This is a genomic window from Mesorhizobium sp. P2_F7 (assembly GCF_056403695.1).
Map to the genome: position 1 here is coordinate 170,976 of NZ_JBFUFA010000005.1, position 26,021 is coordinate 196,996.

27 protein-coding genes and 2 tRNA genes are annotated in these 26,021 nt (G+C 62.0%); 10 read left to right on the top strand and 19 right to left on the bottom strand.

Annotation, left to right across the window (positions count from 1 at the left end; genetic code table 11):
* Nucleotides 1-272: 272 nt before the first annotated feature.
* Entirely contained in the window at nt 273-3,056 is a 2,784-nt protein-coding gene (locus AC1DZ8_RS19440; protein WP_477401459.1) for a valine--tRNA ligase, read from the bottom strand.
* 309 nt (nt 3,057-3,365) lie between these two features.
* Here AC1DZ8_RS19440 and AC1DZ8_RS19445 point away from each other — a divergent pair, with 309 nt between their 5' ends.
* Nucleotides 3,366-3,998, top strand: coding sequence for a bleomycin resistance protein (locus AC1DZ8_RS19445; protein ID WP_477308056.1), 633 nt, complete (start codon nt 3,366-3,368; stop codon nt 3,996-3,998).
* 60 nt (nt 3,999-4,058) lie between these two features.
* On the opposite strand, the gene AC1DZ8_RS19450 is transcribed toward AC1DZ8_RS19445, so the two are convergent.
* The 4 genes from AC1DZ8_RS19450 to AC1DZ8_RS19465 all read right to left on the bottom strand — a co-directional run bounded on the left by AC1DZ8_RS19450 (nt 4,059) and on the right by AC1DZ8_RS19465 (nt 7,667).
* Nucleotides 4,059-4,961, bottom strand: a complete 903-nt coding sequence (locus AC1DZ8_RS19450; protein WP_477308144.1) for a PopZ family protein — start codon at nt 4,959-4,961, stop codon at nt 4,059-4,061.
* Between the two features lie 272 nt (nt 4,962-5,233).
* A complete protein-coding gene (locus tag AC1DZ8_RS19455) occupies nt 5,234-6,622 on the bottom strand; it encodes a TolC family outer membrane protein (protein ID WP_477401461.1) in 1,389 nt (462 codons plus the stop codon).
* A 187-nt stretch (nt 6,623-6,809) separates the two neighbouring features.
* Complete coding sequence (locus AC1DZ8_RS19460) at nt 6,810-7,484, bottom strand: protein-L-isoaspartate O-methyltransferase family protein (RefSeq protein WP_477311095.1); 675 nt, start codon at nt 7,482-7,484, stop codon at nt 6,810-6,812.
* 109 nt (nt 7,485-7,593) lie between these two features.
* Nucleotides 7,594-7,667 (bottom strand) — tRNA-Cys (locus tag AC1DZ8_RS19465).
* Between the two features lie 218 nt (nt 7,668-7,885).
* Here AC1DZ8_RS19465 and AC1DZ8_RS19470 point away from each other — a divergent pair.
* Nucleotides 7,886-8,092: a hypothetical protein gene (locus tag AC1DZ8_RS19470; protein WP_477311093.1), complete on the top strand. Its 207-nt coding sequence runs from the start codon at nt 7,886-7,888 to the stop codon at nt 8,090-8,092.
* Nucleotides 8,093-8,115: 23 nt separating this feature from the next.
* On the opposite strand, the gene AC1DZ8_RS19475 is transcribed toward AC1DZ8_RS19470, so the two are convergent.
* Complete coding sequence (locus AC1DZ8_RS19475; protein WP_477401535.1) at nt 8,116-8,376, bottom strand: hypothetical protein; 261 nt, start codon at nt 8,374-8,376, stop codon at nt 8,116-8,118.
* Nucleotides 8,377-8,607: 231 nt separating this feature from the next.
* Here AC1DZ8_RS19475 and AC1DZ8_RS19480 point away from each other — a divergent pair.
* Nucleotides 8,608-8,682: transfer RNA gene (locus AC1DZ8_RS19480), tRNA-Asn, on the top strand.
* A 259-nt stretch (nt 8,683-8,941) separates the two neighbouring features.
* Here the strand turns inward: AC1DZ8_RS19480 and AC1DZ8_RS19485 are convergent.
* Complete coding sequence (locus AC1DZ8_RS19485) at nt 8,942-9,322, bottom strand: hypothetical protein (protein ID WP_477311091.1); 381 nt, start codon at nt 9,320-9,322, stop codon at nt 8,942-8,944.
* Nucleotides 9,323-9,324: 2 nt separating this feature from the next.
* A complete protein-coding gene (locus AC1DZ8_RS19490; protein WP_477311089.1) occupies nt 9,325-9,588 on the bottom strand; it encodes a hypothetical protein in 264 nt (87 codons plus the stop codon).
* 618 nt (nt 9,589-10,206) lie between these two features.
* Here AC1DZ8_RS19490 and AC1DZ8_RS19495 point away from each other — a divergent pair.
* Together AC1DZ8_RS19495 and AC1DZ8_RS19500 are read left to right on the top strand one after the other, a co-directional pair.
* Nucleotides 10,207-10,383: a hypothetical protein gene (locus tag AC1DZ8_RS19495; protein WP_477311087.1), complete on the top strand. Its 177-nt coding sequence runs from the start codon at nt 10,207-10,209 to the stop codon at nt 10,381-10,383.
* Between the two features lie 1,352 nt (nt 10,384-11,735).
* The gene (locus AC1DZ8_RS19500) at nt 11,736-12,047 is read left to right on the top strand and encodes a hypothetical protein (protein ID WP_477307230.1); all 312 of its coding nucleotides are present in this window, start codon (nt 11,736-11,738) and stop codon (nt 12,045-12,047) included.
* Here the strand turns inward: AC1DZ8_RS19500 and AC1DZ8_RS19505 are convergent.
* The 11 genes from AC1DZ8_RS19505 to AC1DZ8_RS19555 form a co-directional block, all read right to left on the bottom strand.
* Nucleotides 12,025-12,291, bottom strand: coding sequence for a hypothetical protein (locus AC1DZ8_RS19505; RefSeq protein ID WP_477307232.1), 267 nt, complete (start codon nt 12,289-12,291; stop codon nt 12,025-12,027). The two genes, AC1DZ8_RS19500 and AC1DZ8_RS19505, sit on opposite strands and share 23 nt — an antisense overlap.
* Before the next feature lie 726 nt (nt 12,292-13,017).
* Nucleotides 13,018-13,401: an adenosylmethionine decarboxylase gene (gene speD / locus AC1DZ8_RS19510; protein WP_477307234.1), complete on the bottom strand. Its 384-nt coding sequence runs from the start codon at nt 13,399-13,401 to the stop codon at nt 13,018-13,020.
* Between the two features lie 11 nt (nt 13,402-13,412).
* Nucleotides 13,413-14,537, bottom strand: coding sequence for a hypothetical protein (locus AC1DZ8_RS19515; RefSeq protein WP_477307236.1), 1,125 nt, complete (start codon nt 14,535-14,537; stop codon nt 13,413-13,415).
* A complete protein-coding gene (locus AC1DZ8_RS19520; RefSeq protein WP_477307238.1) occupies nt 14,537-16,216 on the bottom strand; it encodes an FAD-dependent oxidoreductase in 1,680 nt (559 codons plus the stop codon). The genes AC1DZ8_RS19515 and AC1DZ8_RS19520 overlap by 1 nt, the downstream gene beginning before the upstream one ends.
* Nucleotides 16,217-16,243: 27 nt before the next feature.
* On the bottom strand, nt 16,244-17,755 hold the full coding sequence (locus tag AC1DZ8_RS19525) for a polyamine aminopropyltransferase (protein WP_477307240.1): 1,512 nt from the start codon (nt 17,753-17,755) through the stop codon (nt 16,244-16,246).
* A gap of 37 nt (nt 17,756-17,792) precedes the next feature.
* Complete coding sequence (locus AC1DZ8_RS19530; protein WP_477280946.1) at nt 17,793-18,020, bottom strand: DUF350 domain-containing protein; 228 nt, start codon at nt 18,018-18,020, stop codon at nt 17,793-17,795.
* A 10-nt stretch (nt 18,021-18,030) separates the two neighbouring features.
* The gene (locus AC1DZ8_RS19535) at nt 18,031-18,168 is read right to left on the bottom strand and encodes a hypothetical protein (protein ID WP_477280944.1); all 138 of its coding nucleotides are present in this window, start codon (nt 18,166-18,168) and stop codon (nt 18,031-18,033) included.
* Nucleotides 18,169-18,184: 16 nt separating this feature from the next.
* A complete protein-coding gene (locus tag AC1DZ8_RS19540; protein ID WP_477307243.1) occupies nt 18,185-19,483 on the bottom strand; it encodes a DUF4178 domain-containing protein in 1,299 nt (432 codons plus the stop codon).
* Nucleotides 19,483-20,160, bottom strand: a complete 678-nt coding sequence (locus AC1DZ8_RS19545) for a DUF4178 domain-containing protein (protein ID WP_477307245.1) — start codon at nt 20,158-20,160, stop codon at nt 19,483-19,485. Before AC1DZ8_RS19545 ends, AC1DZ8_RS19540 begins: the two co-directional genes overlap by 1 nt.
* Nucleotides 20,161-20,236: 76 nt before the next feature.
* The gene (locus tag AC1DZ8_RS19550) at nt 20,237-21,250 is read right to left on the bottom strand and encodes an SPFH domain-containing protein (protein ID WP_477307247.1); all 1,014 of its coding nucleotides are present in this window, start codon (nt 21,248-21,250) and stop codon (nt 20,237-20,239) included.
* Nucleotides 21,251-21,611: 361 nt separating this feature from the next.
* Nucleotides 21,612-23,501: a hypothetical protein gene (locus AC1DZ8_RS19555; protein WP_477307249.1), complete on the bottom strand. Its 1,890-nt coding sequence runs from the start codon at nt 23,499-23,501 to the stop codon at nt 21,612-21,614.
* 73 nt (nt 23,502-23,574) lie between these two features.
* Between AC1DZ8_RS19555 and AC1DZ8_RS19560 the strand changes: the two genes are divergently transcribed.
* The 5 genes from AC1DZ8_RS19560 to AC1DZ8_RS19580 all read left to right on the top strand — a co-directional run bounded on the left by AC1DZ8_RS19560 (nt 23,575) and on the right by AC1DZ8_RS19580 (nt 25,984).
* Nucleotides 23,575-23,700: a DUF6925 family protein gene (locus AC1DZ8_RS19560; protein WP_477307251.1), complete on the top strand. Its 126-nt coding sequence runs from the start codon at nt 23,575-23,577 to the stop codon at nt 23,698-23,700.
* Between the two features lie 33 nt (nt 23,701-23,733).
* Nucleotides 23,734-24,138 carry a hypothetical protein gene (locus AC1DZ8_RS19565; RefSeq protein WP_477307252.1) on the top strand — a complete coding sequence of 135 codons (405 nt, stop codon included), beginning with the start codon at nt 23,734-23,736 and terminating at the stop codon, nt 24,136-24,138.
* A gap of 57 nt (nt 24,139-24,195) precedes the next feature.
* Nucleotides 24,196-24,627, top strand: a complete 432-nt coding sequence (locus AC1DZ8_RS19570; RefSeq protein WP_477307254.1) for a cupin domain-containing protein — start codon at nt 24,196-24,198, stop codon at nt 24,625-24,627.
* Nucleotides 24,628-24,719: 92 nt separating this feature from the next.
* Nucleotides 24,720-25,490, top strand: coding sequence for a copper homeostasis protein CutC (locus AC1DZ8_RS19575; RefSeq protein ID WP_477307256.1), 771 nt, complete (start codon nt 24,720-24,722; stop codon nt 25,488-25,490).
* Nucleotides 25,490-25,984 (top strand): GNAT family N-acetyltransferase, encoded by a 495-nt coding sequence (locus AC1DZ8_RS19580; RefSeq protein WP_477307258.1) that lies wholly within the window; start codon nt 25,490-25,492, stop codon nt 25,982-25,984. Before AC1DZ8_RS19575 ends, AC1DZ8_RS19580 begins: the two co-directional genes overlap by 1 nt.
* Nucleotides 25,985-26,021: the final 37 nt, after the last annotated feature.

Sequence of the window (26,021 nt, forward strand, 5' to 3'; positions counted from 1 at the left end):
ACCTGAGCCGACTGCCTTTCCGGCACAGCGGCTGGTCCCAAAGCCAGGACGAAAAACGGCTTCCCAGGGGCAAGTCGGCGAAAAATTCTGTGAAACCTGTCACAAAAAGCTCAAAAACAAGCCCTTTCGGGGCTATTTGGCCCGATTGTTACATTATGGCAACAATAGGGCCAAAACTTTCCGTTTACGTCAATATTAACGCTACGGAATGCCTGTTTTTCGGGCAAAGGCGCCGCCGCGAAGCACGCGCCGAGGGTTGCGAATCCGGCAACTCAGCCGGCGTCGCGCACCCTGGTCAGAGCCACCGAAAGCTTCTCCTGCTGATCGCGGTATTCGTCGAGTTTTTCGCGCTCGGCTGCGACGATCTCTTCCGGCGCACTGGCGACGAATCGTTCGTTGGACAGCTTCTTGTGCAACCGCGCGATTTCCTCGGTCACCTTGGCCAGTTCCTTCTGCAGCCGCGCCGCCTCGGCGGAGAGATCGATCAGGCTGCCGAGCGGCAGGCAGATCGTCGCCTCGTTGAGCACGATCTGGGCCGAGCCCTTGGGTGCGGCGTCCTGCTGCGATATCTCGCCGACCCGGGCCAGCCGCTTGATGGCGGAAGCATGGCGTTCCAGCCTCTGCTGGGTCTCGGCGCTGGCGCCGACCACCACCAGCGGCGCGATCGCCGCCGGCGGCACGTTCATCTCCGAGCGCACCGACCGGATACCGGAGACCAGATCGACCAGCCAGTTGATGTCGGCCGCCGCGTCGGCGTCCTCGAAGTCCGGTGACGGCCAGGCGGCGTGGCAAAGCAGCGTTCCGCGCGTCCTGCCCTCGCCTGCCGTCTGCGCCCACAATTCCTCGGTCATGAACGGCATCATCGGATGCAGCAGCTTGTAGATCTCGTCGAGCACAAAGGCGACGCAGGCGCGGCTTTCCGCCTTGGCCGCCTCGTCGGTGCCCATGAACACCGGCTTCAGGAGTTCCAGATACCAGTCGCAGAACAGGTTCCAGACGAAGCGGTAGGCAGCGCCCGCCGCTTCGTTGAAGCGGTATGAGGTGATGCCCTCGGTGATCGCGTGCGACGCCCTGGTCAGTTCGGTCAGGATCCAGCGGTTGACCGGCAGCTTGGCGTCGTTCAGCCAGAAATCGTCATTGCGCGCGACCTCGTTCATCTCGGCAAAGCGCGTCGCGTTCCACAGCTTGGTACCGAAATTGCGGTAGCCGGCGATGCGGGCCGGGTCGAGCTTCACGTCTCGCCCTTGCGCCGCCATCACCGTCAGCGTGAAGCGCAGCGCGTCGGCGCCAAACTCGTCGATGAGGTCGAGCGGATCGATGACGTTGCCCTTCGACTTCGACATCTTCTGCCCGTTCTTGTCGCGAACCAGCGCATGCACATAGACGGTGTGGAACGGCTCCTCGTGCATGAAGTGCAGGCCCATCATCATCATCCGGGCGACCCAAAAGAAGATGATGTCGAAGCCGGTCACCAGCACGTCGGTCTGGTAATAGGTCTTCAGCTCCGGCGTGTGATCGGGCCAGCCGAGCGTCGAGAACGGCCACAGTGCCGAGGAGAACCAGGTGTCGAGCACATCCTCGTCACGGGTCAGGATCTCGCCCGGCTTGAAGGTTTCGAGCTTTTCCTCGACCCAGGCTTTCCATGGCCCCTCCAGCGCCAGGTAATATTCGATTGCCGCGCCCAGCGCCTCTTCCTCGGTCTTCTCGACAAAGACGCGCCCGTCCGGCCCGTACCAGGCCGGGATCTGATGGCCCCACCACAGCTGGCGCGAGATGCACCAGGGCTGGATGTTCTCCATCCAGTCGAAATAGGTCTTTTCCCAGTTCTTCGGCACGAAGTTGGTGCGGCCTTCGCGCACCGATGCGATCGCCGGTTTGGCGAGTTCGGCGGCATTGGCATACCACTGCTCGGTCAGGAACGGCTCGATCGGCACGCCGCCACGGTCGCCATGCGGCACCGCGTGGCGGTGCGGCTCGACTTTTTCGAGGAAGCCGCCGGCCTCCATCAGCTCGACGATCTTCTTGCGCGCCACGAAACGGTCGAGACCGTCGAGTTCGTCCCAGACGGCCTGGCGTTCCGGCGTGATCTCAAGGCCGGCGAGGAAGTCCTCGTTATCCCTGAGTTTTATGGCGGCCTCCATGGTCAGGATGTTGATCGCCGGCAGCTTGTGGCGCTTGCCGACCTCGAAATCGTTGAAGTCGTGCGCCGGCGTGATCTTGACCGCACCAGAGCCTTTCTCCGGATCGGAATACTCGTCCGCCACAACAGGGATCTTTCGGCCGACGATCGGCAGCACGACATTCTTGCCAACCAGATGCCGGTAGCGCTCGTCTCCCGGGTGCACGGCGACCGCGGTATCGCCGAGCATCGTCTCCGGACGCGTCGTCGCCACGGTGATAAAGGTTTTCGGATTTTCCGGATCGAACGCCTCGCCCTCGATCGGATAGCGGAAGTGCCAGAGATTGCCGTTGACCTCCTGCGTCTCGACCTCGAGATCGGAAATCGCCGTCAACAGCTTCGGGTCCCAGTTCACAAGGCGCTTGTCCTTGTAGATCAGCCCTTGCTTGTAGAGGCTGACGAAGACTTCGAGCACGGCCTTGGACAGGCCATCATCCATGGTGAAGCGTTCGCGCGACCAGTCGGCCGAGGCGCCGAGCCGCTTCAGCTGGTTGAAGATGGCGCCGCCGGACTCGGCCTTCCACTCCCAGACCTTCTCTATGAACTGCTCGCGGGTTAGATCGCGGCGATGGATCTGTTTCTCCATCAGTTGGCGCTCGACCACCATCTGCGTGGCGATGCCGGCATGGTCCATGCCCGGCTGCCACAGCACGTTCTTGCCGCGCATGCGCTCGAAGCGCACCAGAATGTCCTGCAGCGTGTTGTTGAGCGCATGGCCCATATGCAGCGAGCCGGTGACGTTGGGCGGCGGGATGACGATGGTGAAGGCCTCCGCCCCCTCCTCGGCGCCGGCGCCGGCGCGAAATGCGTCCGCCTCTTCCCACATTTTGGCGATCTTCGGCTCGACGGTCTTGGCGTCGTAGGTCTTTTCAAGCATGGGAAAATGGTCCGCGCTGTCGGGATTTGCTGGTTCGGTGTAAATCGGAAGGTCTTGGCCAAGTCAACCGCAAGGGCCGCCTCGGATCATGAGAAGCAAATAGGCGCGGCGAGGATCGGATCAAGCGGGAGCTGTTCGCGATCTACTCATCCACGATGGCAGCCCCCAATTCGCCGGAGACAGCCTTTTCACTCGCGCCTTGACCGCTGATCCCAGCCATCTTAGGTTGCCAACGCTGCTGTAGGGCGCATCGGCTTCCAGCCGGAGGGGCATTGCCCGCCTACACCACCTCAACCCAGCAATGCGCCCATGCCGACCCTCGAACACCACAAGAAACAGGCCAAGCTCTATCTCAAATGGCACCGCGAACGGCATTATCCCGTCGCCGCTGTGATTGGATGGCTCTTGCCGCGTTTTCACCATCTCAGCGACAGCCAAATCCTCGATCACGGCTTCAAGCTTGCCGATGCCCAGGAACTCGTCGCCAGGAAGTCAGGTTTCGAGAGCTGGCAGGCGCTGAAGGAAGGCCTTCAAACCGTGACCGATCATGCAGCAGCAGACGCCGCAAAACCGCATCTTGCCTTTGCCGAGCCACAGCTCTTTGTCTGCGACATCGCAGCGGCCTGTAATTTCTACCGGCAAAAGCTCGGCTTCGAGACGCGCTTCACCTATGGCGAGCCGCCCTTCTACACCCAAATCATCCGCGATGGCGCACGGCTCAACCTGCGCCATGTCGACAAGCCTCCACTCGCCGCCAATTCGACCGATGACCTGCTGGCAGCGACGATCGTCGTCGACAACATCAAGGCTCTGTTTCTGGAGTATCAGGCAGCCAACGCCCCGTTCCACCAGGCATTGCGGACCGAACCCTGGGGCGCCCGCACGTTCATCATCAAGGATCCCGATGGCAACCTCATCTGCTTCGCGACGAGCGCGGGCTGAACTCATCGACAAAAAACGCCGCCTCATGGGCGGCGTTTCGAGAGTGAGCGTTGGGGGAGTTTACTGCGCGCCGCGCGCGACGCGCTCTATTTCCTCGCGCACCAGCCGCTCGACCAGCGTCGGCAGATTGTTGTCCAGCCAGTCCTGCAGCATCGGCCGCAGCATTTCCTCGGCCATCTCGTCGAAAGTCTTCTTGCTGCGGCTGGCAAAGGCGTCGGAGAGCTCGCCGAAGGCGGCTGCGACCTGCCGTCCGGTCTGTTCCGAAACGATCGCCGGGCGAACATGCGTTGCATCGGCTTGGCGCGCCTGCTCGCTGCGCGAAGGGCCAGGCTCGTAAGCAGGCTCGGCCGCGAAATCGTCCTCGAAAGCCTCGATCTCCGCAGCAGCAGCCTGCCGCTTCCCGGTCTCTTGCGGCTCGATCTCTTGCTGCCTGACTTCCAGCGGCTTGGCCACATCGGCTGGCTTTGCCTGGCTGCCCACGGCGCCAATTTCGCGCCGCCAATCGGTGGCGATCGAATCGGTGGTTTCCGCCTTTGCCCGGGCCGGCGCTTCTGGCCTGGCCGCCGGGGCAGGCTCGCTGGCTATCCTGGCGCTCACTTCCGCCAGGGTCATCGGTGCATGCGTGGGAGGCGCGACGGCCGTGGGAGCAGGATTTGCCGGCGTCGCGGGCTTCACCGGAGCCGGCTCGGAACGCGGCTCCAGCCGCGCCACGACGGGCTCGGCCAGTTGCGCCTGCACCTCGGCCAGCGTCGCCGGCTTCTTGCTTTCGGCCGCGCTGTGCAGCTCGCTCCGGAAGGCCTCGACATCCGAGGCCGGCCCGCCGGCCGGCACAAGGTCCTGGCGCAACTCATCAGCGTCACCCGGCTGTTTGCGGCCGGTGTCGCTGTCTTCGATGATCCTTCTGATGGAAGCCAGTATTTCTTCCATGGAAGGTTCGCGCTGTGCGCTGCTTGCCGTCGCCATCGTCACATCCGCCGCCCTTGTGACCCGTTCCAAGATTCCCTGTCCGTCAAAGCCGGGCACGAATCATGGCGACAGCGTAGCCGACGGAGCGCCATCGGAGAATCCCCAATCTCGGGAGACGCGGGATTTCAACAATTTAGACATGGCCCGGACCGAAAACCTTCTTTCGGGAAAGATCCTGTCGGTACAAAAGGATAGCGCCGCGCATCTCTGGGATGCGCGGCGCTCCAATAATGCTTCAGTCCTGCGGGATTTGAACCGCCTGGAGACGATCAGCGGCCGTCCGGCGTGCGCAGGCCGATCCACTTGTCCTTGACGGCTCTGTAGTGCTCTTCAGGCTTGTACTTGGTCACCTGCAACCCGAGACGCTCGACCGACAGCCGCCCCATGGCCGAGAGGATGGCATAGCTCGCCACCACCACATCGCGCTCGGAGCTGGCGAGGTCGATCTTGGCCGAGATGACGGCGTTCTGCGCGTTCAACACGTCGAGCGTGGTGCGCTGGCCGACATTGCGCTCTTCGATGACGCCGTTGAGCGCCAATTGCGCGGCGGCGATGACCTGCCGGTTGGCGTCAACGCTTTCCTGCGCAGAGGTGTATTGCGTCCATGCCGACGTCACCGCCTGCCGCACCTGGTCGCGGCTGACATCGACTTCGATGCGGGCCTGGCTGAGCGATTCCTTCGACTGGCGGACCAGGGCCGAGGTGCGGCCACCCGAATAGATTGGAATGGTCAGTGTCGCACCGATGTTGGCGGAACGGGTGGTGCCATTCTGCGACGTCAAGGTTTCCGGCGAGTTTTTGGAATAGTCTTCCGAAACGCCGGCGGAAGCGGAAAGCTGCGGCAGCAGCGCGCCTTCGTGCGACTTCACTTGAAATGCGGCCGCGTCGACCAGATGCTCGGTAGAAAGAATGGCCGGATGTTCGGTCGCTGCGATGTCGATCGCCGCATCGAGACTCCTCGGCAAAAGCTTTGCCAACGGCGACGCCGCCTTGAGCTTGCCTGGATCGTCGCCGACGATCTGGCGGTAGGTTGCGGCACTGGCCAGCGCCTGTGCGCGGGCCGCGCTCAACTGCGCCACCGCGGACGAGCGCGAGGCGTCGGCCTGCGCCACGTCGGTCCGCGTGCCTTCGCCGACCTCGAAGCGCGAGCGCGCCGCGCGTGCCTGCTCGGTCAGGAACTGCAAATTCTGTTCGGTCAGCACGGCCACCTGTCGGTCATGGATGACATCCATGTAGGCGCTTGCCGCGTTGAACAACGTATTCTCTTCGGTGTTGCGCAGGCTTTCGACCGACGCCTTGACCTGCGCCTCGGCTGCCGCGACGTTGTTCTTGGTTTGAAACCCGTCAAACAGCATCTGATTGATGACGACGCCGAAGCTGCCGGTTGTCAGACGAGTGCCGGCGTTTGAACCGTTGAGATGCCGGCTGGCGTAACCGGCGTCCGCACTCCCGGTAATGACCGGCCTGTACCCCGACTTGGCGATCGGCACGCCTTCATCGGTGACGCGCACGCCCGCACGGGCCGAATTCAGCGACGAATTGTTCTGGTAGGCCTTGGAAAGCGCGCCGAGAATGGTTTCCGCCGAGGCGGCTATCGGCGAAAGCGCTGTCGCGGAAATAAGGACGGTAGCAAACAAGCTCTTGGCTAAGGACGGCACTTTAAATCCCTCATTCGTTTTGCACGGGAACCACGCCACGCCAGCCCATCCCGAGGGATCAGCCAGCGCCGCGTCGATTTATCGTTCCCCCGCTGACGGCCTCCCGAAAACACCGGTTAACCAAATCAGCAACGATTGTCCAATCGCAAGCCAACATGACAGCGTCTTTGCTGCAAGGCAAAATCACTTAGAATTCGAACGCGTGAATACGTTCAAATCCCGGTAGTGGCTTAATTGCCGCATTAAATGCCCGTCTTCCGGTTACAACCCCCCCTGCTTTGAAAAACAAACGGGCCACACCCGCATTGCCCTGCCCTTCGACGGCGACCAGACGGCCGCCCTCGGCGAGTTGGCCGAGCAGCGCCGCCGGCACTTCCTCGACGCTGCCGCCGATCAGAATCACCTTGTAGGGCGCCTTGGCGGCATGGCCTTGCGGCAGCGGCCCGATGACCACGGCGACATTGTCGCAGCCTTGCGCCGAGAGTGCGGCCTTGGCCGTTTCTGCCAGTCCGGCATCGCTTTCCAGCGCAATGACGGATTTTGCCAGCCTGGACAGCAGTGCCGAGGAGTAGCCGGTGCCGCAACCGACATCGAGCACCGAATCGCTCGCATTGATCTCGGCCAGCTGCAAAAGCTTGGCCAGCGGCGACGGCTCCATGAGGTAGCGCGCACCGCCGCCATCGCCACCGTCGGAGATGCGGATGTCCTCGTCAATGTAGGCAAGAGCCTGTTGCGCTGCGCCGACAAAGGCCTCGCGCGGAACCGCAAGCATGGCGTCGAGCAATGCCGCGTCGGTCACGTCGGTGGTGCGGACCTGGCCGTCGACCATCTTGACGCGAAGTTCGGAGAAATCAGCGCTCATGTCCCAACCAATCCGTCAAAAACCAATGCGCTGAAATGCGCTTGCCGCGCCAACACTGCGGCGCATTCGACCGGAACTCAAGCCCCCGCCACGCGGGAGCTGAAGCAACTGGAGGCCTCGCCCGGAATCGAACCGGGGTGCAAGGATTTGCAGTCCTCTGCGTAACCACTCCGCCACGAGGCCTCGTCGCTCCCGGCGAGCGAACTCAATATGGTGGCGGCGAAAGGTCGTCAAGCGTCCGCGCAGCATTCCGGCGCGCTTTCCGCGTCAGCCTCCGCAACGTGGTTCCCGAGCGGTTTAACCGATTGGTGCAGCGGTATATTAGCCGCTCGTTAAGCATGACTGCCTGGCAAGCGAAACTCGAACCCGCACCTTTACGTTGCGGGAGGTGGAGGTAGCCCATGGAAAGGGCCGCGGCAGACCGGAAAATCAGCCCTTCGCGCAGATTGTCGCTGCTGCGCTGCCAACAGCTTGTGCGCTACGCCATCGACTGCCTCGCCATCGAGGGTGCAAACCGGCTTTCGCCGCACGATCGTGCGCGGCTGGCTTCCGCCGCCGCCGTTCTCAAGGAAATCTGCGAGGGGCTGGAAAGGCGCAGCGGCCGCTGAGCCGGCACCGCGCGCCGCGTTTTTCAACTCGGCCGGCGCCGCCGTTCCCACCAGACGACGAACCGCCGCCGCTGGCGGCGCACCGCGGCAAATTCGTAGGAAAGCACCAAAAGACCGAGCGGAATCATCCAGAAGCCGAGAATCGGCAGGAAGCCGAGAAGACCGAAAAATACCAGCACGATGCCGATGGCGATCCTGAGGCCGCGTGAGCGCGGCATGGTGAACTCGCGGCCGAACACCGAGATTTTCCGCGCCGGTTCCTGATTTTCGCCTGCTGCAGTCATCTCGAACGTCGATCCGGTTGCCATCAACAAACCCATATGCACCAAAGGCTGCAATCGCCTTTTTGGTTCCGCCGACCGGGGCTGGACGGCATTCCAGACGGCTCATATGTGGTGTCATCAGGCGATTGCCAAAAACCATTGCATGAAAAAGCGCTAAAAAATGCGAAATGCTTCTTTGCAAAGCCGAAACGGGTTTGCTATAGGCTGCGCCACTCACATGAGAGCCTCTGTTCCCCGGTAGCTCAGTGGTAGAGCAACCGGCTGTTAACCGGTTGGTCGCTGGTTCGAATCCGGCCCGGGGAGCCAAATTTTTTCAAGCACTTACCGCATATGCAAAATCGCCATTTTGGGCGATAGGTACGGTTTAGGTACGCATCTCTTTCGCGGGGCCCTGATCTATACGCGAAGGAGAGAATGACCATGGTCCGCGTTTTGGCGATCTGATCGCATCAGACTCAGGCAACATTGAATTGGCTTCGCTTGGCCATTGGCGTGGCATTCGGTGTCGGCATGCGTCTGGCGGTCGCCGGATAAAGAAAGGCCCGGAAGCCGAAGCAGCCGTCAATTATTGCCAGTTCGAAAACCACGGATCGGTGTCATACCCTAAGCGCGGACTATAATGATCGAGGAAGTTTGCCGCGTTATTTGACGGTTGCGCAACGACGGTGCGGGTCGATTTGCACCCCGCTTTCGAGGTTGGCTTGCTGCCAGCCTTCATATGAGCTGCAGAACACGAGGTTGAAGCCTGAGCGGTGGCCACCTTCTTCTTCTCTTTCGCAACAGCTGCTCCGGTGGCTGCCAATACCATTGCTACGCCAAAGACAACGAGTTTCATTGAAACGCCCTCACCCTGAACATCCGAAATGATTGTGCCTAGTTGCCGTGACGTCAACACTATTTTGTCGGCAACGACGGCGAACGGTGCCACCGGATTATTGTCTGGCATCGTCAAGCACGCCCTTGTGGCGGCGAAGCTGCGCGCTTGATCGGCCGTTTTGCGGCATCCGGAACGGCTTCGTTCGCATCCTGCTCAGTGTCCCGCCGCCCGTAGACGAGCCCAAACACAAGCGCGAAATACCCCACCTGCACCACAAAAGCGGCGATGACGCCCCAGATCACACCCTTTCCGATGGACCCCGTGTCGAGATAGACCCAAGCAGCAACGACCACCGACGTCGCCAGCATTCCCACCAGAAACCGCGGAAAATACATTGACCTAAGCCCCTTGCAGCCGTTCCCCAACGGCTCCCCACATCCTTCTGACCATTATTTAGTATTTTAGCAATCGCGCAAGTACTGCAGTTCGGCCGCTTGCGCAGCAGCCCTGAGGGAGAGCCTTGCGGGCTTAGCTCTCTCGCGGAAATCCTGCATCCAGGCGGGGTGCATGTCCTCCCGGCAGGGCCATACGCGATCACACCATACCCTTGATTGGTGGGTCCGCTACGCTTCACGGGCGGCGGGCCCCATTTCCGCCTTAAGGCCGGCGCCACCCACCCAGGCATACCCCAACGGCGCCGGCCCCTTTTCCGGAACATCTCTGAAATCTTCAGCACGCCCTTGCGGGGCGAAGTTTGCATTTGTCTGCGCTCGGGGCGATCCCGAACACACAGACCTAGTTGCGCGTGAAGTCCACGAGCCGCTGTTAAAGTCGATCGAGAAGATCATCGGCCAGAAGGCGCAGTTCGGGTCAGCCTGAGATAATTTCGTAGCTAAGGATCTGAGCGTCGCTCAGGGACGACCTCCGTCCAGGCGAGATGACGCCGGAGCCGAACAGGGAGAACGGCTTCACAGCGCACGAACACTTCATGGTCAGGTCCATTCGACACAAATGTGCCCGACGAGCTTCGCTCCACAAGCCCCGCCCTGCCGTTCGAAATGGTGAAGGTCGCATGGTGCCTGCACGGCAGCGCGGTCTGGCGCTACCGGCAGCGCGACATGGTGGGCGTGGCTGGTTATTTGGTAATGGCGGTCAGCGCGGTGATTGTTGTCCTGCTGCCGGTGCAGTAGGAAGGAAAGCGCTAAGCCGGCTAGTACTCCTAAACACCTGACGCTGCGTCAAGAATCAGGTATCGCTGAGTTGCGGCGGACCTGAAAATCGCCCTGCCGGCGCTGATCAGGCAACCTCCCAAGCGGCGCCGGCTTTTTTCATCGCAAAGGAAGCTGCCCGACGCGCGCCACGAAGGTCGGCGGACCTAGGCGCGCGTCGGGCCATTTGCGGGTGGGCTTGGGGCCGGCCCGCAACACCAAGCTAACAGACACATTAGCCGTCACTCAATTAAGACTGAAGTCCCCGGCCCTTGGTCTTGGTCCCGCCGCCTGATGGCAGCACAGGCGATGCGCAACAGGACTGCTGTTGAAAGCGATCGAGACGATCACCGGCAAGAGGGCGCCGTTCACCCAGCGGAACGGGACAAGGCCGGCGCAGCCGCCAAGCTAGGCCTCGAAAGGTGTCCCGTCGCCTTTTCGAACGAACGAAGGGCGGCGGGACAAAAACCGGCGATGAAGGGAGTTAATCGTCGGTCGAAGCGTTTCTATTTCCGCAACGAAACGGCACAATGTCTCCTCGCGGAAGTCCTGTAACGAGGTGTGCCGCAAGTCCTCCTCGCCTCGAAGATGCTTCACACGACCGATCAGGCCCGGCCGGCCCCATACCGTCGCCGGCCGCTTCATGCCCTTCGGCGGCGTTCCCGGGTTGGCCTGGACGCGTTCCCATAAGCAACCGCGCGCCACCTTCATTGACTGGGTTCGGTACCCAAGAATTTGACTTCGTGAATCCAGGCATCGCCCTCGGGGGGCTCCACGAGGGTCGGCATCAACTGCTGGGCAAAGTTAAGGCGCATGCACAAGCCCGCCAGCCGGCGATTAAATTAGATTACGCTTAATTAGTTATCGAGAATTTTAACGATTCGTTGACCGCGCTGTCCCAAAATAGGACGGCGCGGTCAAATCCCAACCGGCTGCGCAGGCGGCTCCGGCAAACGCGCCCTACCCAGCCCAGTGCGTCGGAGCCGCTCCCACACGCCCTCTAATACCAGCAATGGTTGAATCAACCGTTACGATACGTGCTTTCCGGTGCCCTGTGACAGTCGTTAGACTTTGATGGAACAGAGCGCTTCACATTACCGGCGCCGCAGACATGTGCCACCTGTCAGGGCAAGCGCGTCCGACCAAACAAAAAGCCCGCCGGCATGAGCCAGTGGGCGAGAAAGTTTCATCAAAGGCTGACGAGGGGTTTGAATTCTCGTCGTACATCAAATTAGCGGAAACTCACATAGGATCAACTAGTCCTTACGGCCTATCGCCCTGCTTCGAGCAACCCCTATTTCCACTCCGAGGCGAGGTAGATCAGGCAACGACCAATGGAGCGGTTTGCCAAAAAACTCACTCTTCGCGCGAAGGAACAAGCGCTCGCGCAAGCAAATGACCGGGAAGCCCTGCGAACCCAGATCGCCGAAGCCTACAAAAGCCTGGCTGAGATGTCCGAGCGCCTGAAGGCCGCGGATCTCGCGGACGGGCGCCTGAAAGTGTACCGGCCGCGCTATGGAGGCAATTTCTCGTGCCCAATCTGTTGGGTGGAACGCGGCACAGTCAGGATGCTCCGTCCTGAAGAGGAGCCGAACCATGCGTACCGCTGCAAAGCATGCGGTTTCAACGAATTGAATGATCAATGACAGCGGCAAGAGAGCCGAATTCATCCAGTTGAACGGTTCCTACCGACCCCTGGCTCCGCAGAGCCCATCTGCCGCTGGCGCGGTTTTGCATCGCATCGAGAAGGACTTTGAACACACTGCCGACTTCTTGCCCAATCTCGTCGGCGCTGATGGCTTCCTTGTCGGCAGCCTTCATTGCCTGGTTTGCCAAATCACTGATGGCTGCCGGATCATCCGTGAAGGCGTCCGGCAGATGCTCAGCCATCTATTTTTCGAGGAAGTCGATGTTGCGCTTGCTCATGAGGGCTAAAGGTCGCCGTGTTACTGCCGCGCAGGTTCAGGTTCCCGCGCCAAGACGGCGACAAGCACCGAGCAGTCGAGTTCCTCGTGGAACGAAACGCGAGGGTCCGCCTTCGGCAAAATTTGAACCATGCGAAGCGACTTCGATCTGGCCGTCTTGGCCAGACGTTCAGCGCATTCAACCTCAATGACCGCTTTCGCGGACTGTGCACCTTGGTGATCGCCCAGCCAACACATTCCTGCAACCTCGAAACTTCGATGCTGTTTCCACCGATTCCATACATTCGTGAACCATGTCGCCCTTCATTTTGATGAAGCAGTTCTGGGAGGTGAAAGGCAGCTCCCTAGCCGGCGGACATCAGGTACATCAAAACGCTCACTGCGGCAGCGACTGCTGTGCCACCCAGGATCATGGCAAACCGTTTCCGCTTGCGGGTCTTCACGCGCTGCTTCTGGTCGGTCCCAAGGTAAGCGCTATAAAGGCGCCGTCCGTCCTCTCCAAAGCGGTCGCTATTTGGGTAAGCCTTCCTAGGCTTAGGTCGCGGTCGAAGTATTTTCATCGCCCAATTCAACGAAGACCCGTCATCTCGCGTCAGTTTAGCGACCACTCATATGTGCACTCAAGCCTTGATTGGTCTCGGCCCGTAGCGGAGTCACAATCTCGCTGTTCGACCTATGTTGGCGGCAATCCTCATCCCCGCCGGTGCTCCGTTATCCTCGTACTGCCCGGCGCGAACCAGGCCTCCAGCACCGGCAAGGCTGCTCGAGGGTCGCAGCGGCCGCACATGAAGATGTCGAGGGCCGCATAGTCGATCTCGGGCCAGGTATGGATGCTGATATGGGATTCGGCGAGCAATGCGACGCCGGTAATGCCGCCGCCATCGCCGAAATTGTGCAGCATGACGTCGAGCACCGTGGCGCCGCAGGCCGTCGCCGCCGCGCGCAACGTACGCTCGATGCCCTCGGCATCCAGCAGGCCGCGGCACTCCCAGAAATCGACGAGAAGATGCAGACCAGGCGCGAAGGGTCGATCCTCTACGGTCTGGGCCTGATCGGTCTGGTTCTGATCGGTCACGGGGATATCCATCAGGACCGCCCCGGTTCTTGCGCGAACAGCACCCGCTTCCAATTGGTGTCCCTTGTCTGCATGCGCCAGATGAAGGCATCGAGGATGTAGTGGGTTGCCTGGGGCATGGCAAGCAGCGGCGCCAGCCAGATCAGTGCATCGGAAGAGCCGAGCGACGGCAAGGTCGCGAAGACGCCGAACAGGCCGCCATGCTCGCGCCAGACGAAGCCGTCCCAAAACCCCTCCTCCAGATAGGCGAGGCCGAAAAGAACGGCCATGTAGACAGGCACGGCCCGCCAGGTGAACAGATGGGCGATCCATGGCGCCAGGAAGGAACTGTGCCCGCCCTGCAGCCGCGCCTGGTTGCGGCCATAGCCCCAGATCAGCGCGATATAGGGGATGCCGTGGGCGATGATGTTGGTGCCGGTGAAGACGAGGTCATTGTCAAACAGCACGATGCCGATGAACCAGGACGTCGCGGTGCCGACGAGCAGCAGATTGCGCGGCAGGTTGAAGCCGATGCCGCGACGCAGCAGCATGGCCTCCTTGACGACGTAGGCGACCAGGATGGCGCCATAGGCGAGGCCGGCGACGGTGGCGAGCAGCGGCAGATCGAGGCGGATGAAATCGCCTTCGATGAACCAGGAGAATTGCCTCTGGTGGCAATGCCAGTAGATCAGCGGATAGAGCGTTGCGCCGTAGATCGCCGCTATGTCGATGCGGCGGAAGAGCGGCGGCAGGCCGCGTTCCCGGCGCGCATAGATCATCATGAACCCGTATTGCTGGCGCACGAAATGGAACACGGCGGCATAGGCGAGCACGCGCCAGAACACCATGCTGCCGCACCAGTAGAGCAGGCAGCCGCCCAGCCAGGCGAGCAGCGGCGTCAAGCCGTAGAGCCAGGGCCGCGCGCTCAACTCGGCGCGGTCGAGATAGGTGCGGAACAGGGTCGAATAGACATGCGCCACGTCGACGCCGACGACCAGCATCAGCCAGACCCAGGGCGACGTCTCGCTTGCCGCGCCGCCGAGCAGCGACCAGGCCAGGGCGGCCAGCGTCACCACCAGCCCCGGTGCCAGGATGAAGCCGAGGTCGAAACGGGCGGAGAATATCCAGGGTTGAGCCTTGAGGGTGGAATGCGCCATCACAGCACCGTCTCGAAGGGATGGCCCAAATGGGCCATGGCATTCTCGGCCGCACGAACCCCGTGCGTATAGGCTTCCTCGAAGATGGAGACGCCGCTCATGTCCGAATGGGCGGTGAAGACAGGCGGCTTCTGGGCGAGACCCGAGCGCCGCTGCGCGCCCCAGATGAAGCCCGGCACCGGTCGTATCATCGCATGCCCCCAGACCCAGACGTCGGCTCGCACGACATGGCCTTCGAGCTCGGGATGGACAGCCAGAAGCTCCCTGAGGAAGATGTCCTGCCAGGCCTGCAGCGGCCGCGCCAGGGCCTCCCGGCGTGCCTCTTCCGGCGGCAGGTGGCTCAGCGGCCAGTAATACGTCAACACCGTCTTCGTGGGACGCATCTGCGTGATCTGGTGGGTGGCCACGACGTAGCCGAGCAGCGGGCTGTCGAAGACGACATTATCCCAACTGAGGCCTGCCCCCGTGCCGCCGGGCAGACTGTCGAGCGTGATGTTGGCCACCACCCAGGGCGCATAGGAAAAGCCGGCGGCAAGGGCGGCATTCTTCATCAGCCGCGCGGTAACGAAATGCGGCGTCGCCAGCACCACCGCCTTCGCCTCGACGCGGAAGGTCTTGTCCTCAGCCGCATCCCAGACGTCGACCGCCACGCCGTCACTAACCGTTTCGACGGCAAAGGCCAGCGCCCGCGGCCGCACACGCGCCCCGAGGACGTCGGCGAGGCGGCGTGTGAGATAGCCGTTGCCTTCCGGCCAGGTGACCAGGCCCTGCTCGTCGGCATCGGCCGCCCTGCCATTGCGCGAGGCGAAATAATGGATGCCGGCCCAGGCCGAGACATCCTTCGAGCGCGTGCCGTAATCGTCGCGGCAGCAATAATCGACATACCAGGCGAGCCCCGGCGAACGATAGCCTTCACGCTCCATCCATTCCGTCATGGGAATAGTGTCGAGGGCCATCAGGTCGGCGTCCTGCGAGCTCAGATCGAGCGGAATGGCGAAGGCGCGCCGGCCGTCGCTGCCGATGCGCCGGCGAAAATCGCGCATCGTGGCGAAGAAGCGCCCGGTCTCTGCCTCCTCCTCCGCCGTGAGGCCTATCGCCGGCACCAGGCCGTCCTGCCAGCGCCCGTAGCGGTAGAGGCGCTCGGTAGGGTCGGCGCACAGCGCGTACTCGTCATAGACCGGTGCGCCTGTCGGACTGTGGCCGGTGATGATGCCGAAATCCTCGAACAGTGCCCGCACCGCCTTGGCTTCCTGGGTCAGCAACGGCACGTAGTGGGCGCCCCAGGGAAAGCCGCTGACCTCATTGCGCCCGCTGGCGGCATTGCCACCGGGGCCGGCTTCGAGGTCGAGCAGCAGGAAATCGTCATAGCCGGCTTTGGCGAGGCGGTAGCCGGCGCCCAGGCCGGCCACGCCGCCGCCGACGATGACGACATCGGTGCGGCGGACCTCGATGGGCGCAGCGAAGCCGCCGCCGCGCAGCCTGTGGCCGATGGAGGAGGAGGCGCCGACAAGGTCACCGGGCACCGCGCCTTCCCCGCCGCCGGACAGCCCATTTCCGGCCAGCAATCCGCGGCCGGCCAGCCCGGACCCGACAAGCCCGGAACCGGCCAGCACGGAGCCAGCAAGCCCGAGCGAGGCGGCTCCAAGGGCCAGGAACTGCTTGCGGGTCATCCGGCTCATGGCAAGGCCACCCCCGCGTGCCGGCTTTCAATAAATGAGGTAATCGCCCCACTCCTCGTCGAAATAGCGCACCAGCGGCTGGTCATCGAGTCGCTGGATGGCGGTGGCGACATGCGCCATGTCAGGCGGAAACTGGAACATCGCCTTCATGGTCGGCAAGTCGAGGAAGCGCAGCCCTTCGGGCAGGTGGTCCGGCACCTGATAGGGCGAGAAGGATCCGATGATGAAGCCCCACTCGCCGAAGGACGGCACGAAGAGATGATAGGCGGCGGTCTGGTAACCGGCAGCGGCAAGCGTGTTGTCGACGCACCAGAAGGATTTGCGCGCGATCAGCGGCGACGTGCTCTGGATCACCACGATGCCGTCATCGTTCAGCGCCGATTTCAGCTGGCGGTAGAAGGTGAGCGAGTACAGCTTGCCGATCGAGAAGTTGGAAGGGTCCGGCAGGTCGATGATCACCGCATCGAACCGCGCATCGGCCGGCTTGCGTTCCCGCAGCCATAAAAAGGCGTCGGCATTGATGAGCGTCAGCTTGGGCGAGGACAGCGCGCTGCCATTGAGCGCCGTCATCATCTCGTTGCTGGAGAACAGGCGCGTCACGGCAGGGTCGAGATCGACCATGGTCACGGCCTCGACCGCCGGATATTTCAACACCTCCCGCAGCGCCAGGCCGTCGCCGCCGCCGATGATCAGCACCTTGCGCGGCGCCTTCAGCGCGCTCATCGCCGGATGCACCAGCGCCTCATGGTAGCGATATTCGTCCAGTGACGAGAATTGCAGGTTCGAATTGAGGAAAAGGCGGATGTCGCGCTGCTGGCGGGTGACCACGATGCGCTGGTAGGGCGTCGATTCGGCAAAGATCACCGTGCCCGGATAAATGCTCGCCTCAGAGATCGACTGGATGCGTTCCGACCAGACGAAGCCGGCCGATAGCAGCGCCAGCACCGCGAAGGCCGCGGCCTTGTGCGCGCCTCGCCTTGGTATCATCTCGGCCCTGTTGGCATAGAGCATCCAGATCGCCACCATGGTGTTGAGGATACCGAACAGGAAGCCGGAGCGGATCAGGCCGAGATGCGGCACCAGCACCAGCGGGAAGAGCAGCGAGGCAAAGAGAGCGCCGATATAGTCGAAGGTAAAGACCTTGGAGACCAGGTCCTTGAAGGTGAGCCGCCCCTCCAGGATGCGCAGCAAAAGGGGAATTTCGACGCCGACCAGGATGCCGATGACGCCGACCAGGAAATAAAGCCAGAAGCGGAAGGAGGCGACCTGGTCGAACAGGATGAAAAGCGCCGCGGCCGACGAACCGCCGATCGCCCCGATCAAAATCTCGATGCGGACGAAATAGGCGAGCAGGTTGCGTTCGATGTAACGCGAGAGCCACGACCCCACGCCCATGGCGAAGAGATAGGCGCCGATGATTGTGGAGAACTGCGTGACGGAATCGCCGAGCAGGTAGCTCGCCAGCGTGCCGGCGATCAGTTCGTAGACCAGCCCGCAGGTCGCGATGACGAAGGCCGAAAAAAGCAGCAGGATTTCCACGAACGCGCCTTACGCCAACCTGGCGGAGAGTAGCCCGTCAGCCATGGATGGCCGAGGCGATGATGATGGCGATGCCGATCGCCACCGACCCCAGGAAAACCGCCAGCGCCATGTTCTGCTTCTCGCAGATTTCCTTCCAGACCTGCACCTTCGGGGTCAGCAGGTCAAGCAGCACGAAGGCGACGACGAAGACGACGAGGCCCAGGCCGGAATACACCAAAGAGGCAACGACGAATTTCAGGTCAATCAGGCCGTTAGCATCCATTGAAAGCCTCCTATTTGTGGTATGAGTTGACGTCGCGGTTGGCGGCCTGCTTGCCGTTGAACATTGCGGTCACGGCATAGCCGTTGAAGTTGGCCGTCGACATGCCGAGAACGACCAACGCGGCATAGATCATCTGTACCTTGCTCATGTCTTCCCCTCTCTTGTCACTCGGCAACTCCACCCTTTTCCCAGCGCGACTTCTCGAACATCGACCGCTTGAGGAGGCCGAAGGCCGGCACGACCAGCAGCAGCGCCATGGCGATCAGGTAGTTCGACCAGACCGGCACGCCATGTCGGACCGAGATGACGACACGCTGCGCCGGTGACGACGGCTTGGAGAAGACGCCGGCATCGGGCTCGAGCAGCAATTGATATGTGCCTGGCGGAACCGGCGGCAGCAGCGAACTCGTGCTGTTGGCGCCCTCCTCCCAGGAGCCGTCGGAATCATAGCCACTGTAATGCTCCAGTGCCTGGAACACGGGATAGGCCCGGTTGGTGTCGGTGTTGACCAGCTCCATGTCGAGCTCAAGCCAATCATTGGTGAGGTACGAGATGGTGTCGATCTCGATATTGCCTTCCTTGTCCAGCCGGAACGCCCTGGAGGCCAGGGTCTTGCCCTTGTTGGCGGCGGTCAGATCGTAGGTTTGCAAACTGACGAGCGCGTTTGCCGACATCGCCAGCGAGACGATTTGCACCAGCGTGGCCACAGCGACTGCCGCGGCGATCACGGCGAGGGACTGGTTGTGCGGATTGACCTGGCTGACGCCGGCGGAGAAGGACGAAGGTATGGGGAGCGGCAGCTTGAAGGCGGCGGCGACGACGCGCGCATCGAGATACTCGCCCTCGGAGACGATGATCTCCTCGTCGTTTTTCTCCACCATCAGCCTGTAGGGCGGCGCGATATAGTCGGTTACGGCGGTAACGTCGGAGGTCGATGCCCGCCAGAAGAATTCGCCGGCAACGTAGGTGGTTCGGGCAAAGCCCTTGCCGAAGAACTGGTAGCTGCGTCCATTCGCATCGATCCAACCCTCGCTGCCCGCACCCGGGACGTCGCGGTTCAGCATCTTCACCAGGGTCCAGTGGTCGTATTCCTCGGCCAGGAATCGATAGCCGTGATAGGGGTTGAACAGCAGATACTCGGTCCACCGGAAGTCGCCGGGCCCGTCGCTGCGCCGCATATACCCGACGACTTCCCATTCGACATCCCCAAGCCGGGCGCGCGCGCCGATTGGAATCTCGGCGTCCTGCATCGCCGATCGCGCCGTCTGGATGATGGTCAGATTTTCGTCGGCGACATCGATCAGGGACGAACACTGGCTGCAGGTGGCGGTGATCGATTGGCCGACCGCGCGCAGCGTGACCGGTCCGCCGCAGTTCGGACAGGCGAAGGTGCGCGGCCTGCCGGGCGTGCGCGCCGGCGGCGTCGGCTCGGCGGACGGCAGGATCGAAGGCTGGTCGCCCATCACCACCCCTCCAGCGGTCGGAGATTGCTGAAGCGGAAGGCATCCCACTCCAGATAGCGGCCGACATAGGCGTGAGCCTCGCGGCCATCATGGTCGAGCGTGGCGAACTCGCCCTGCCTGCCAATGCAGTCGATCGCGACCGTCCGGCGGCCCTTGGGCGCGGCAAAGGGCAGTTCGCCCTCCGACCCCAGGCAGGTCGCCAGCTTGATGTCGACCGCGCGCAGCGCGGTGCTGCCGAGCTGCACCGTAAAGCCGGGCCTGGCGTCGGAGGCATCGTTGCCGCTTGTCAGCAACGCGTGACAATGGACAAGCGTCGCCTCGACGTCGCGGGGCAAGGCTCCCTCCAGTTCAAAGCTGATGGAGAAGGATCCTTGTGCGTCTCCGATCCAACCGCGCCGGCCATCCGCCATCAGCAGGTGCCATTCGTTCCACAGCCCGTCGCGCCAGCCGATCTTCAGCCGTCCGATAAGGGTAAAGGGCTGCCCCTCGAACTCGCCGCCGCTGCCCAGTTGCAGCGGGCTCATGTCGTCCGGCAGGGTTGCCATCACGCCGATCGACTTCACGTCGACATCGGTGCGCACCACCATGGACTGGCAATGAGCGCAGACGGCATAGACCGATTGCGCCGAGCGGAAAGTTACATCCGCGCCGCAGGACGGGCAGTTGAACTTGCGCATGAAGACCCTGAGTTGGCGGTTGGATGCGCCGGACCCTCCGGCGCCAAGGCATGGGCAAACTGAGCCGGCTGCGGGCTCACTTGATCCGCGACAGCAGTTCGGCCTTCTTGGTGTCGAATTCCTGCTGCGTCAGGATTCCCTTGGCGAGCAAGCCACCGAGCTTTTCGAGAAGCTGGATCGGATCCTCGGGCGGCTGGGCCGGCGGCGCCTGGACCTGTTGCGCCGGAGCGGCGGCGTTGCCAAATCCCTGCCCCATGGCCTGGCCGATCGCCAGCCCTGCCCCCAGCCCGGCTCCCGCCCCTGCCAGGCCGCCCGGATTCTCAGCGGCGATCGGGATCGATTCGGCAGTCTGGAACTGGACGTAGCGATTGAGGTCGCCCAGCATGTTCATCGAACTCACCTTGTCGAGGACGCGCTGGAGTTCCTCGGGCAGCGACAGGCTCTGAACGTAGAAACTCTTGACGTCGATGCCGTAGGCCCGGAGCGCTGGGCCGATCGCCTCCGCCAGCTTCTGCGAGAAGACTTCCTGGTTGGCCGCCATGTCGATAAAGGCGACGCTGCTCTGGCCGAGCGTGGTGGCGATGGCCGTGAGGATGACACCGCGCAGCTGCCCTTCGATCATCTCGGAGGTGGAGCGCTCGGCCGTGCCGACCAGGCGCGACCAGAACATCTCGACATCGCCGACGGCATAGGAATAGTTGCCGAAGGCGCGCAGCCGGATCGGCCCATATTCCTTGTCACGGACGGTCAGGGGCTGGGTGGTGCCCCATTTGCGGTCGATCTGGTCCTTGGTGTCGAAGAAGTACACGTCCGACTTGAAGGGCGACTCGAAGAACTTGTCCCAGTTCTTCAGATAGGTCAGCACCGGCAGCGTCTGGGTCGTGAGCGTGTAGGTGCCTGGCCCGAAGACATCGGCGATCTTGCCTTCATTGAAGAAGGCGGCCTTCTGCGTCTCGCGCACCACGAGCTGGGCGCCGTTCTGTATTTCCATGCCGGACATCGGGAAACGAGAAGCCAGCACGCCCGGCTCGTCGGCAGTCCACTGGATGACGTCGATAAATTGCTTGGAAATGAAGTCCAGAATGCCCATGCCGCTCACCCCCATTTCGACGAATCTAAACCCGGAGACAGCCTATCCGACCCAGCACAGCCGGCAAAGAAGGAAGACTAACCCGCCTCGAAACACCACGACAACTACCTTTGGTACCGGTCGCCATGGTCGAACACAACCAGTTTATAGGATAGGTCGGGCCCCGTCCCTCTTCAATTGAGCGGCTGCTTTGGCGGCATCGCGGCGTGGCGTGAAGGTCTGCCGAGGGATGGATCGGCTGCTTCCCAGGCTGGCGGAGGATGGTGGGTCAGTTTGAATTTTCGAACCAGCGCACTGCAGAGAAGGATACGATATGACCAACACGCTGGAGCCTATTTCTCGACATTCGAGCGGGAGTAGGTCAGTCGGCAGGCGGCAAGCTAAGCTCGTAATCCCTCACTAAGGTCGCGAGAGCGGACCGGTAATCGGAACGGCGGAGTTCCGCATACTGGCCATCCGGTCCATCCGCCGCTGGCGGATGTTTGCGGATTGTGGCGAGGGCATCCCTATAGAGAAATGCCGCCTCCTCCAGCCGCGTCACGTTCTTGGCGCAACGCCCATACTTGTCGAGCATCACCGCGAGATCGCCAGCAGCTAAAGCGTGGGCGAGCGTGGTGGAGTTGAGCTGACCCTCGTACTGCGCCGCCTGGGAGCCAAATGTGGGCGGGAAGCATGGGTCATCGGGATATAGGTCCGGAAGCTGACTTAGCAAAGCGGCCCAGGCTAGCGGATTCTTGTCCGGGGCGCTTTGTCCGAGAGCAGTCTCGTTGATCCGCGTCGCTTCCGCTAACGCTTCGGTGGCGGCCGAATCCAACTTATGTATCTCGATGAGGGCCGACGCCAGCATAAACGATTCCTCGGCGCTTTTGGCGCCGTTTTTGAAAAGCGCGCGCAGATCGTCTGCTCCTTCCCTCAGCAATGCGGCGTTCTTCCTGGCCGTCCCTTCCTCAACCAAGCGTAACCCCAACGCCGTAAGGCGAAGAGATTTCTCGGCCTCGCTTTCTGCATCGTGCCATTCTTGGCGGAGTTCTGCGATGTCGGCGTCGACGTCGCCCGGCCCACCGAACAAACTCGTTTGCGCCCGTTTTGCCTTTTGGATGTGTTCATCGGCCTGCGACCATTCGTAGGAACCTGGCTTAGTATCCCTTTCGTCGCGGGCTTTCTGATAGGCGTTTGCCGCCTCCTGCAGCAACGCTTTTTGCGACGTGTCCGAGCCCAATTTGAGCGCTTCTCCGCCGAGTTCCATAAACGCCACATACCAGTCTGCACCAGGCGCGCCCGATCGATCGACTTGGGTGACAGTCCTGAGCGTCTCCAGGGCGCGACGCAGGGTCTGTTGTTCGCCGGTGGCATCCGCTTTGCGGCGTAGCGCCTCTGCGATGAAAACTTGTGCTGTGACGTAGGGGGTCTTGTCCTGCCGGCCGGAATAGTTGCTGGAGGCTTGTTCCAGATTGTCTATCGCCTCCTCATATGTGCCTGGTGGAGCGTCTCTCACATGTGCGAGTATGGCGCCATAAGAGAACGCCAGGTCAGCGATAACATCAGGATCGTCATTGTCCGCCCTGGCATGCTTGAATAGCGGACTGACCGACCGAAGGTTTTTTTCCGCCGCATCGCCGCTCAAGCCGAACCAATAGATGCCGGCACTGCCCTGGGCCATGTTGACCGCGTACTTTCGTAACGTCGAACGCACGCGACGGCCAAGCTTTGCCACCTCATCATCGGACGACAAGTGATAAAGCGAGAATTCTTCGGAATTGTCGCTCTCCATGATCATGGGGTAATGCGCCAACTTGAGAGCCCGGACGAACGACAAATTGTCGACTATTCTTATTTCGACACCCGCATTCCGTTTCGAATAGCGGCCCCAAATGAACAGTTCGACCCTTTGTCGGGCGATTTGATCCGAAGCTGCCTCCAGAGCGCGATCGGGGTTTGAATAGGACCGGCAGCCGCGGCGAAGATCGAAACTCTGATCGGCGAGCAGCACGTCCGCAAGCTCTCTGGTCGCATCGCCACCGGGATCGTCGTCTAGCTTTGCCAGATACACCGAGAACTTTTCCGCCTTGGGTTGCGGATTGCGTGCCTGCCCCACCATGCATGAGATCTCGCTCAGCGAAGGGATCAGATTCTTGATAATCTCGGGTACGTACTGCTTGGCCACATCCTGGACGCCGCTCAGAATGATTGACCCTATCCCCAATGCCACTACAGTCTTGCCTATGGCCTTCGCGATGCGAACGATCCACATACCCCACCCCTACGAGCAACGTGCCGAGCAACAAGCTCTTCTGTAGTCCCCAAGCCAAGATTACCATACCAAATTGAAAAGCAGAAAACCGCCGGAACCACACACCCATCTGCTGCCAAAGCTTTTGAAGAGCGGCCGCACGCACTCCGCCAACACGCCCATTCCCGACGGTCTGCTGCCGCTTGGATCGCTGCACTAGTAGGCCGCAGGCCTTTGTGCTTCGATTGCTTCGATGAGTGTTCGCAGCAAAGTCCTGGTTATCCGCGCAACGCTCGTCCTGTGGGCATGCCTGTCCTGCCTGCTGGCTCTGCAATGGCTTGTGGATCTCGGCATGGTCGGCTTTCCCGACGGGTACATAACGCCCTATGCGCGAGCGACGAGCACGCTGCTGCATGTCCTCGTCTGGGCATGCCTGGCGCAAAGCCTGTACTTCGCCTGCCGGGCCTTGTTCGGCAAACGCTTCGAGGCTTCTCTCTTCCTGCAAATCCTGGTCGCGGTCGCACTGACTGTCGCCCCGGTGCTCATCGTAAAACACTGCCCGCGGTCTCAGACATGCAGCAACATCTATGAGAAACTCACGAATACGATGATGGACGATGGCACGGGTGGATTAACTTATGTCTCCATCGACCGATAACTGACGACAGGTAGAACTTTGGCGCCACGCGAAGTGACGGCAGAAATTGGAGGAACCATGCGAAAGATTCTGGCATCGGCACTGCTGCTCGCAGCAGCGTTGTCTGCAAACCCCGCTGCGGCGCTGGACAGTTCCAGTCCGCCGGTCGTCGTCACGCCGCTTGCCGATCGCACCCAGACCGCTTCCGGCCAGCCGATCGTGCTGCCGCAGAAAAATGTCCAGGTGCTGGTTTCGACCTATGACATTGCAGTGGGCGCCACGCTGCCGGTGCACAAGCACCCGTTTGCCCGCTACGCCTATGTCGAAGCCGGAACGCTCAAGGTGACGAATGTCGAGACCGGCAACAGCAACACCTACAAGACAGGCGATTTCATCGTCGAGATGATCGGCCAATGGCACCAGGCCACCAACATCGGCGACGGCCCGGTCAAGTTGCTGGTCATCGACCAGGTCGAGCAAGGCGCCAAGAACACGATCCTGCGCCAATAGCTACGGCCGGGTTGCCGGCTGGCCCAAGCAGCGATTGGATGTTCCGCTTCCCCGGCAACGGAGCCGATGCTAGGGCTGGCCGTCTTTAAGTCATGAAGGATCGCCCCTTGCCCGGAAATGCTCGCCCCCTGATCGAAATCTGCGTCGAAGGCATCGACGGACTGCTGGCCGCGCAAGCCGCCGGCGCCGACCGGGTCGAGCTCTGCGCCAGCCTGGTCGAAGGCGGCATCACGCCGAGCCTCGGCACGGTGCGCGCCGCACTCGAAAGCGCGACCATTCCCTTCCACGTTATCGTGCGTCCGCGCGGCGGCGATTTTCTCTACAGCGATACCGAATACCGCTCGATGCTCGCCGATGTCGCAGCGCTGCGCGATCTCGGTGTTGCCGGCGTCGTCGTTGGCTGCCTCAACGCCGACGGCACCATTGACGAAACCCGCATGGCCCCACTGGTCGACGCCGCCGGTCCGCTCAACGTCACCTGCCACCGCGCCTTCGACATGACCCGCGACCCCACCGAGGCACTGGAAGCGCTGATCCGCTGCAAGGTCGGCCGCGTGCTGACCAGCGGCCAGAGGGACACCGCAGTGGAAGGCGCCGGCCTGTTGGCGGATCTCGTCCGCCAGGGGGGCCACCGCATCGTCATCCTCGGCTGCGGCGCGCTCGACCCTGACAATATCGCCGGGGTGCTGGCAGCCACCGGGCTGACGGAAATGCATTTCGCCGCGCTCAAGGACGTGCCGAGCACTATGACCTACCGCAACCCGCAAGTCGGCATGGGCGGCGCCGATCTCGACCGCGAATACCGCACCACCGTCACCGACGGAGCACTGGTGGCGGCGACGATTGCGGCGGCCAGGGCTTGATGACCGCGCCCTCACCGATCAGCCGCGTCTCGGCAGCGGACGAAGCTGCCATCCTCGCCCTCAACAATGAGCATGCCGCCGAGCTGTCATGGCTCGAACCCGAGCGGCTGTTCTTCCTGCTCGGCGAAGCGTTTTATGCCCGCCGCATCGGTTCCCTCGAAGCCTTCATCATGACCTTCGACCAGGATGCGGACTATGACAGCCCGAATTTCCTCTGGTTCCGCGAACGCTATCCACGCTTCGTCTATGTCGACCGTGTCGTTGTCGCCGGTCAGGCGCGCGGCCGCGGCCATGCCCGCCGGCTTTATGACGAGCTGTTTGTGGAGGCCGCCCGCGCGGGCCACAGCATCGTCACCTGCGAGGTCAACGCCGACCCGCCAAACCCCGCTTCGGACGCTTTCCACGCCGCGCTCGGTTTCGCAGAGGTCGGCGACGCGGTGATCCATGGCGGCAAGAAGGCGGTGCGCTACTACCTCAGGCAGATCACCGGCTGACGCGTCTGCTATACTGGCGCCACAAACAAGGCAGGGC

Coding starts and splice junctions, on each gene's coding strand:
- AC1DZ8_RS19550 (WP_477307247.1), bottom strand. CDS start 21,250: ATGGGCATTCTGGACTTCATTTCCAAGCAATTTATCGACGTCATCCAG.
- AC1DZ8_RS19485 (WP_477311091.1), bottom strand. CDS start 9,322: ATGCCAGACAATAATCCGGTGGCACCGTTCGCCGTCGTTGCCGACAAA.
- AC1DZ8_RS19450 (WP_477308144.1), bottom strand. CDS start 4,961: ATGGCGACGGCAAGCAGCGCACAGCGCGAACCTTCCATGGAAGAAATA.
- AC1DZ8_RS19470 (WP_477311093.1), top strand. CDS start 7,886: ATGGAAAGGGCCGCGGCAGACCGGAAAATCAGCCCTTCGCGCAGATTG.
- AC1DZ8_RS19570 (WP_477307254.1), top strand. CDS start 24,196: ATGCGAAAGATTCTGGCATCGGCACTGCTGCTCGCAGCAGCGTTGTCT.
- AC1DZ8_RS19530 (WP_477280946.1), bottom strand. CDS start 18,020: ATGGATGCTAACGGCCTGATTGACCTGAAATTCGTCGTTGCCTCTTTG.
- AC1DZ8_RS19500 (WP_477307230.1), top strand. CDS start 11,736: ATGGAGCGGTTTGCCAAAAAACTCACTCTTCGCGCGAAGGAACAAGCG.
- AC1DZ8_RS19565 (WP_477307252.1), top strand. CDS start 23,734: ATGAGTGTTCGCAGCAAAGTCCTGGTTATCCGCGCAACGCTCGTCCTG.
- AC1DZ8_RS19535 (WP_477280944.1), bottom strand. CDS start 18,168: ATGAGCAAGGTACAGATGATCTATGCCGCGTTGGTCGTTCTCGGCATG.
- AC1DZ8_RS19460 (WP_477311095.1), bottom strand. CDS start 7,484: ATGAGCGCTGATTTCTCCGAACTTCGCGTCAAGATGGTCGACGGCCAG.
- AC1DZ8_RS19555 (WP_477307249.1), bottom strand. CDS start 23,501: ATGTGGATCGTTCGCATCGCGAAGGCCATAGGCAAGACTGTAGTGGCA.
- AC1DZ8_RS19580 (WP_477307258.1), top strand. CDS start 25,490: ATGACCGCGCCCTCACCGATCAGCCGCGTCTCGGCAGCGGACGAAGCT.
- AC1DZ8_RS19540 (WP_477307243.1), bottom strand. CDS start 19,483: ATGGGCGACCAGCCTTCGATCCTGCCGTCCGCCGAGCCGACGCCGCCG.
- AC1DZ8_RS19505 (WP_477307232.1), bottom strand. CDS start 12,291: ATGGCTGAGCATCTGCCGGACGCCTTCACGGATGATCCGGCAGCCATC.
- AC1DZ8_RS19545 (WP_477307245.1), bottom strand. CDS start 20,160: ATGCGCAAGTTCAACTGCCCGTCCTGCGGCGCGGATGTAACTTTCCGC.
- AC1DZ8_RS19520 (WP_477307238.1), bottom strand. CDS start 16,216: ATGAGCCGGATGACCCGCAAGCAGTTCCTGGCCCTTGGAGCCGCCTCG.
- AC1DZ8_RS19445 (WP_477308056.1), top strand. CDS start 3,366: ATGCCGACCCTCGAACACCACAAGAAACAGGCCAAGCTCTATCTCAAA.
- AC1DZ8_RS19575 (WP_477307256.1), top strand. CDS start 24,720: ATGAAGGATCGCCCCTTGCCCGGAAATGCTCGCCCCCTGATCGAAATC.
- AC1DZ8_RS19515 (WP_477307236.1), bottom strand. CDS start 14,537: ATGGCGCATTCCACCCTCAAGGCTCAACCCTGGATATTCTCCGCCCGT.
- AC1DZ8_RS19490 (WP_477311089.1), bottom strand. CDS start 9,588: ATGTATTTTCCGCGGTTTCTGGTGGGAATGCTGGCGACGTCGGTGGTC.
- AC1DZ8_RS19475 (WP_477401535.1), bottom strand. CDS start 8,376: ATGACTGCAGCAGGCGAAAATCAGGAACCGGCGCGGAAAATCTCGGTG.
- AC1DZ8_RS19440 (WP_477401459.1), bottom strand. CDS start 3,056: ATGCTTGAAAAGACCTACGACGCCAAGACCGTCGAGCCGAAGATCGCC.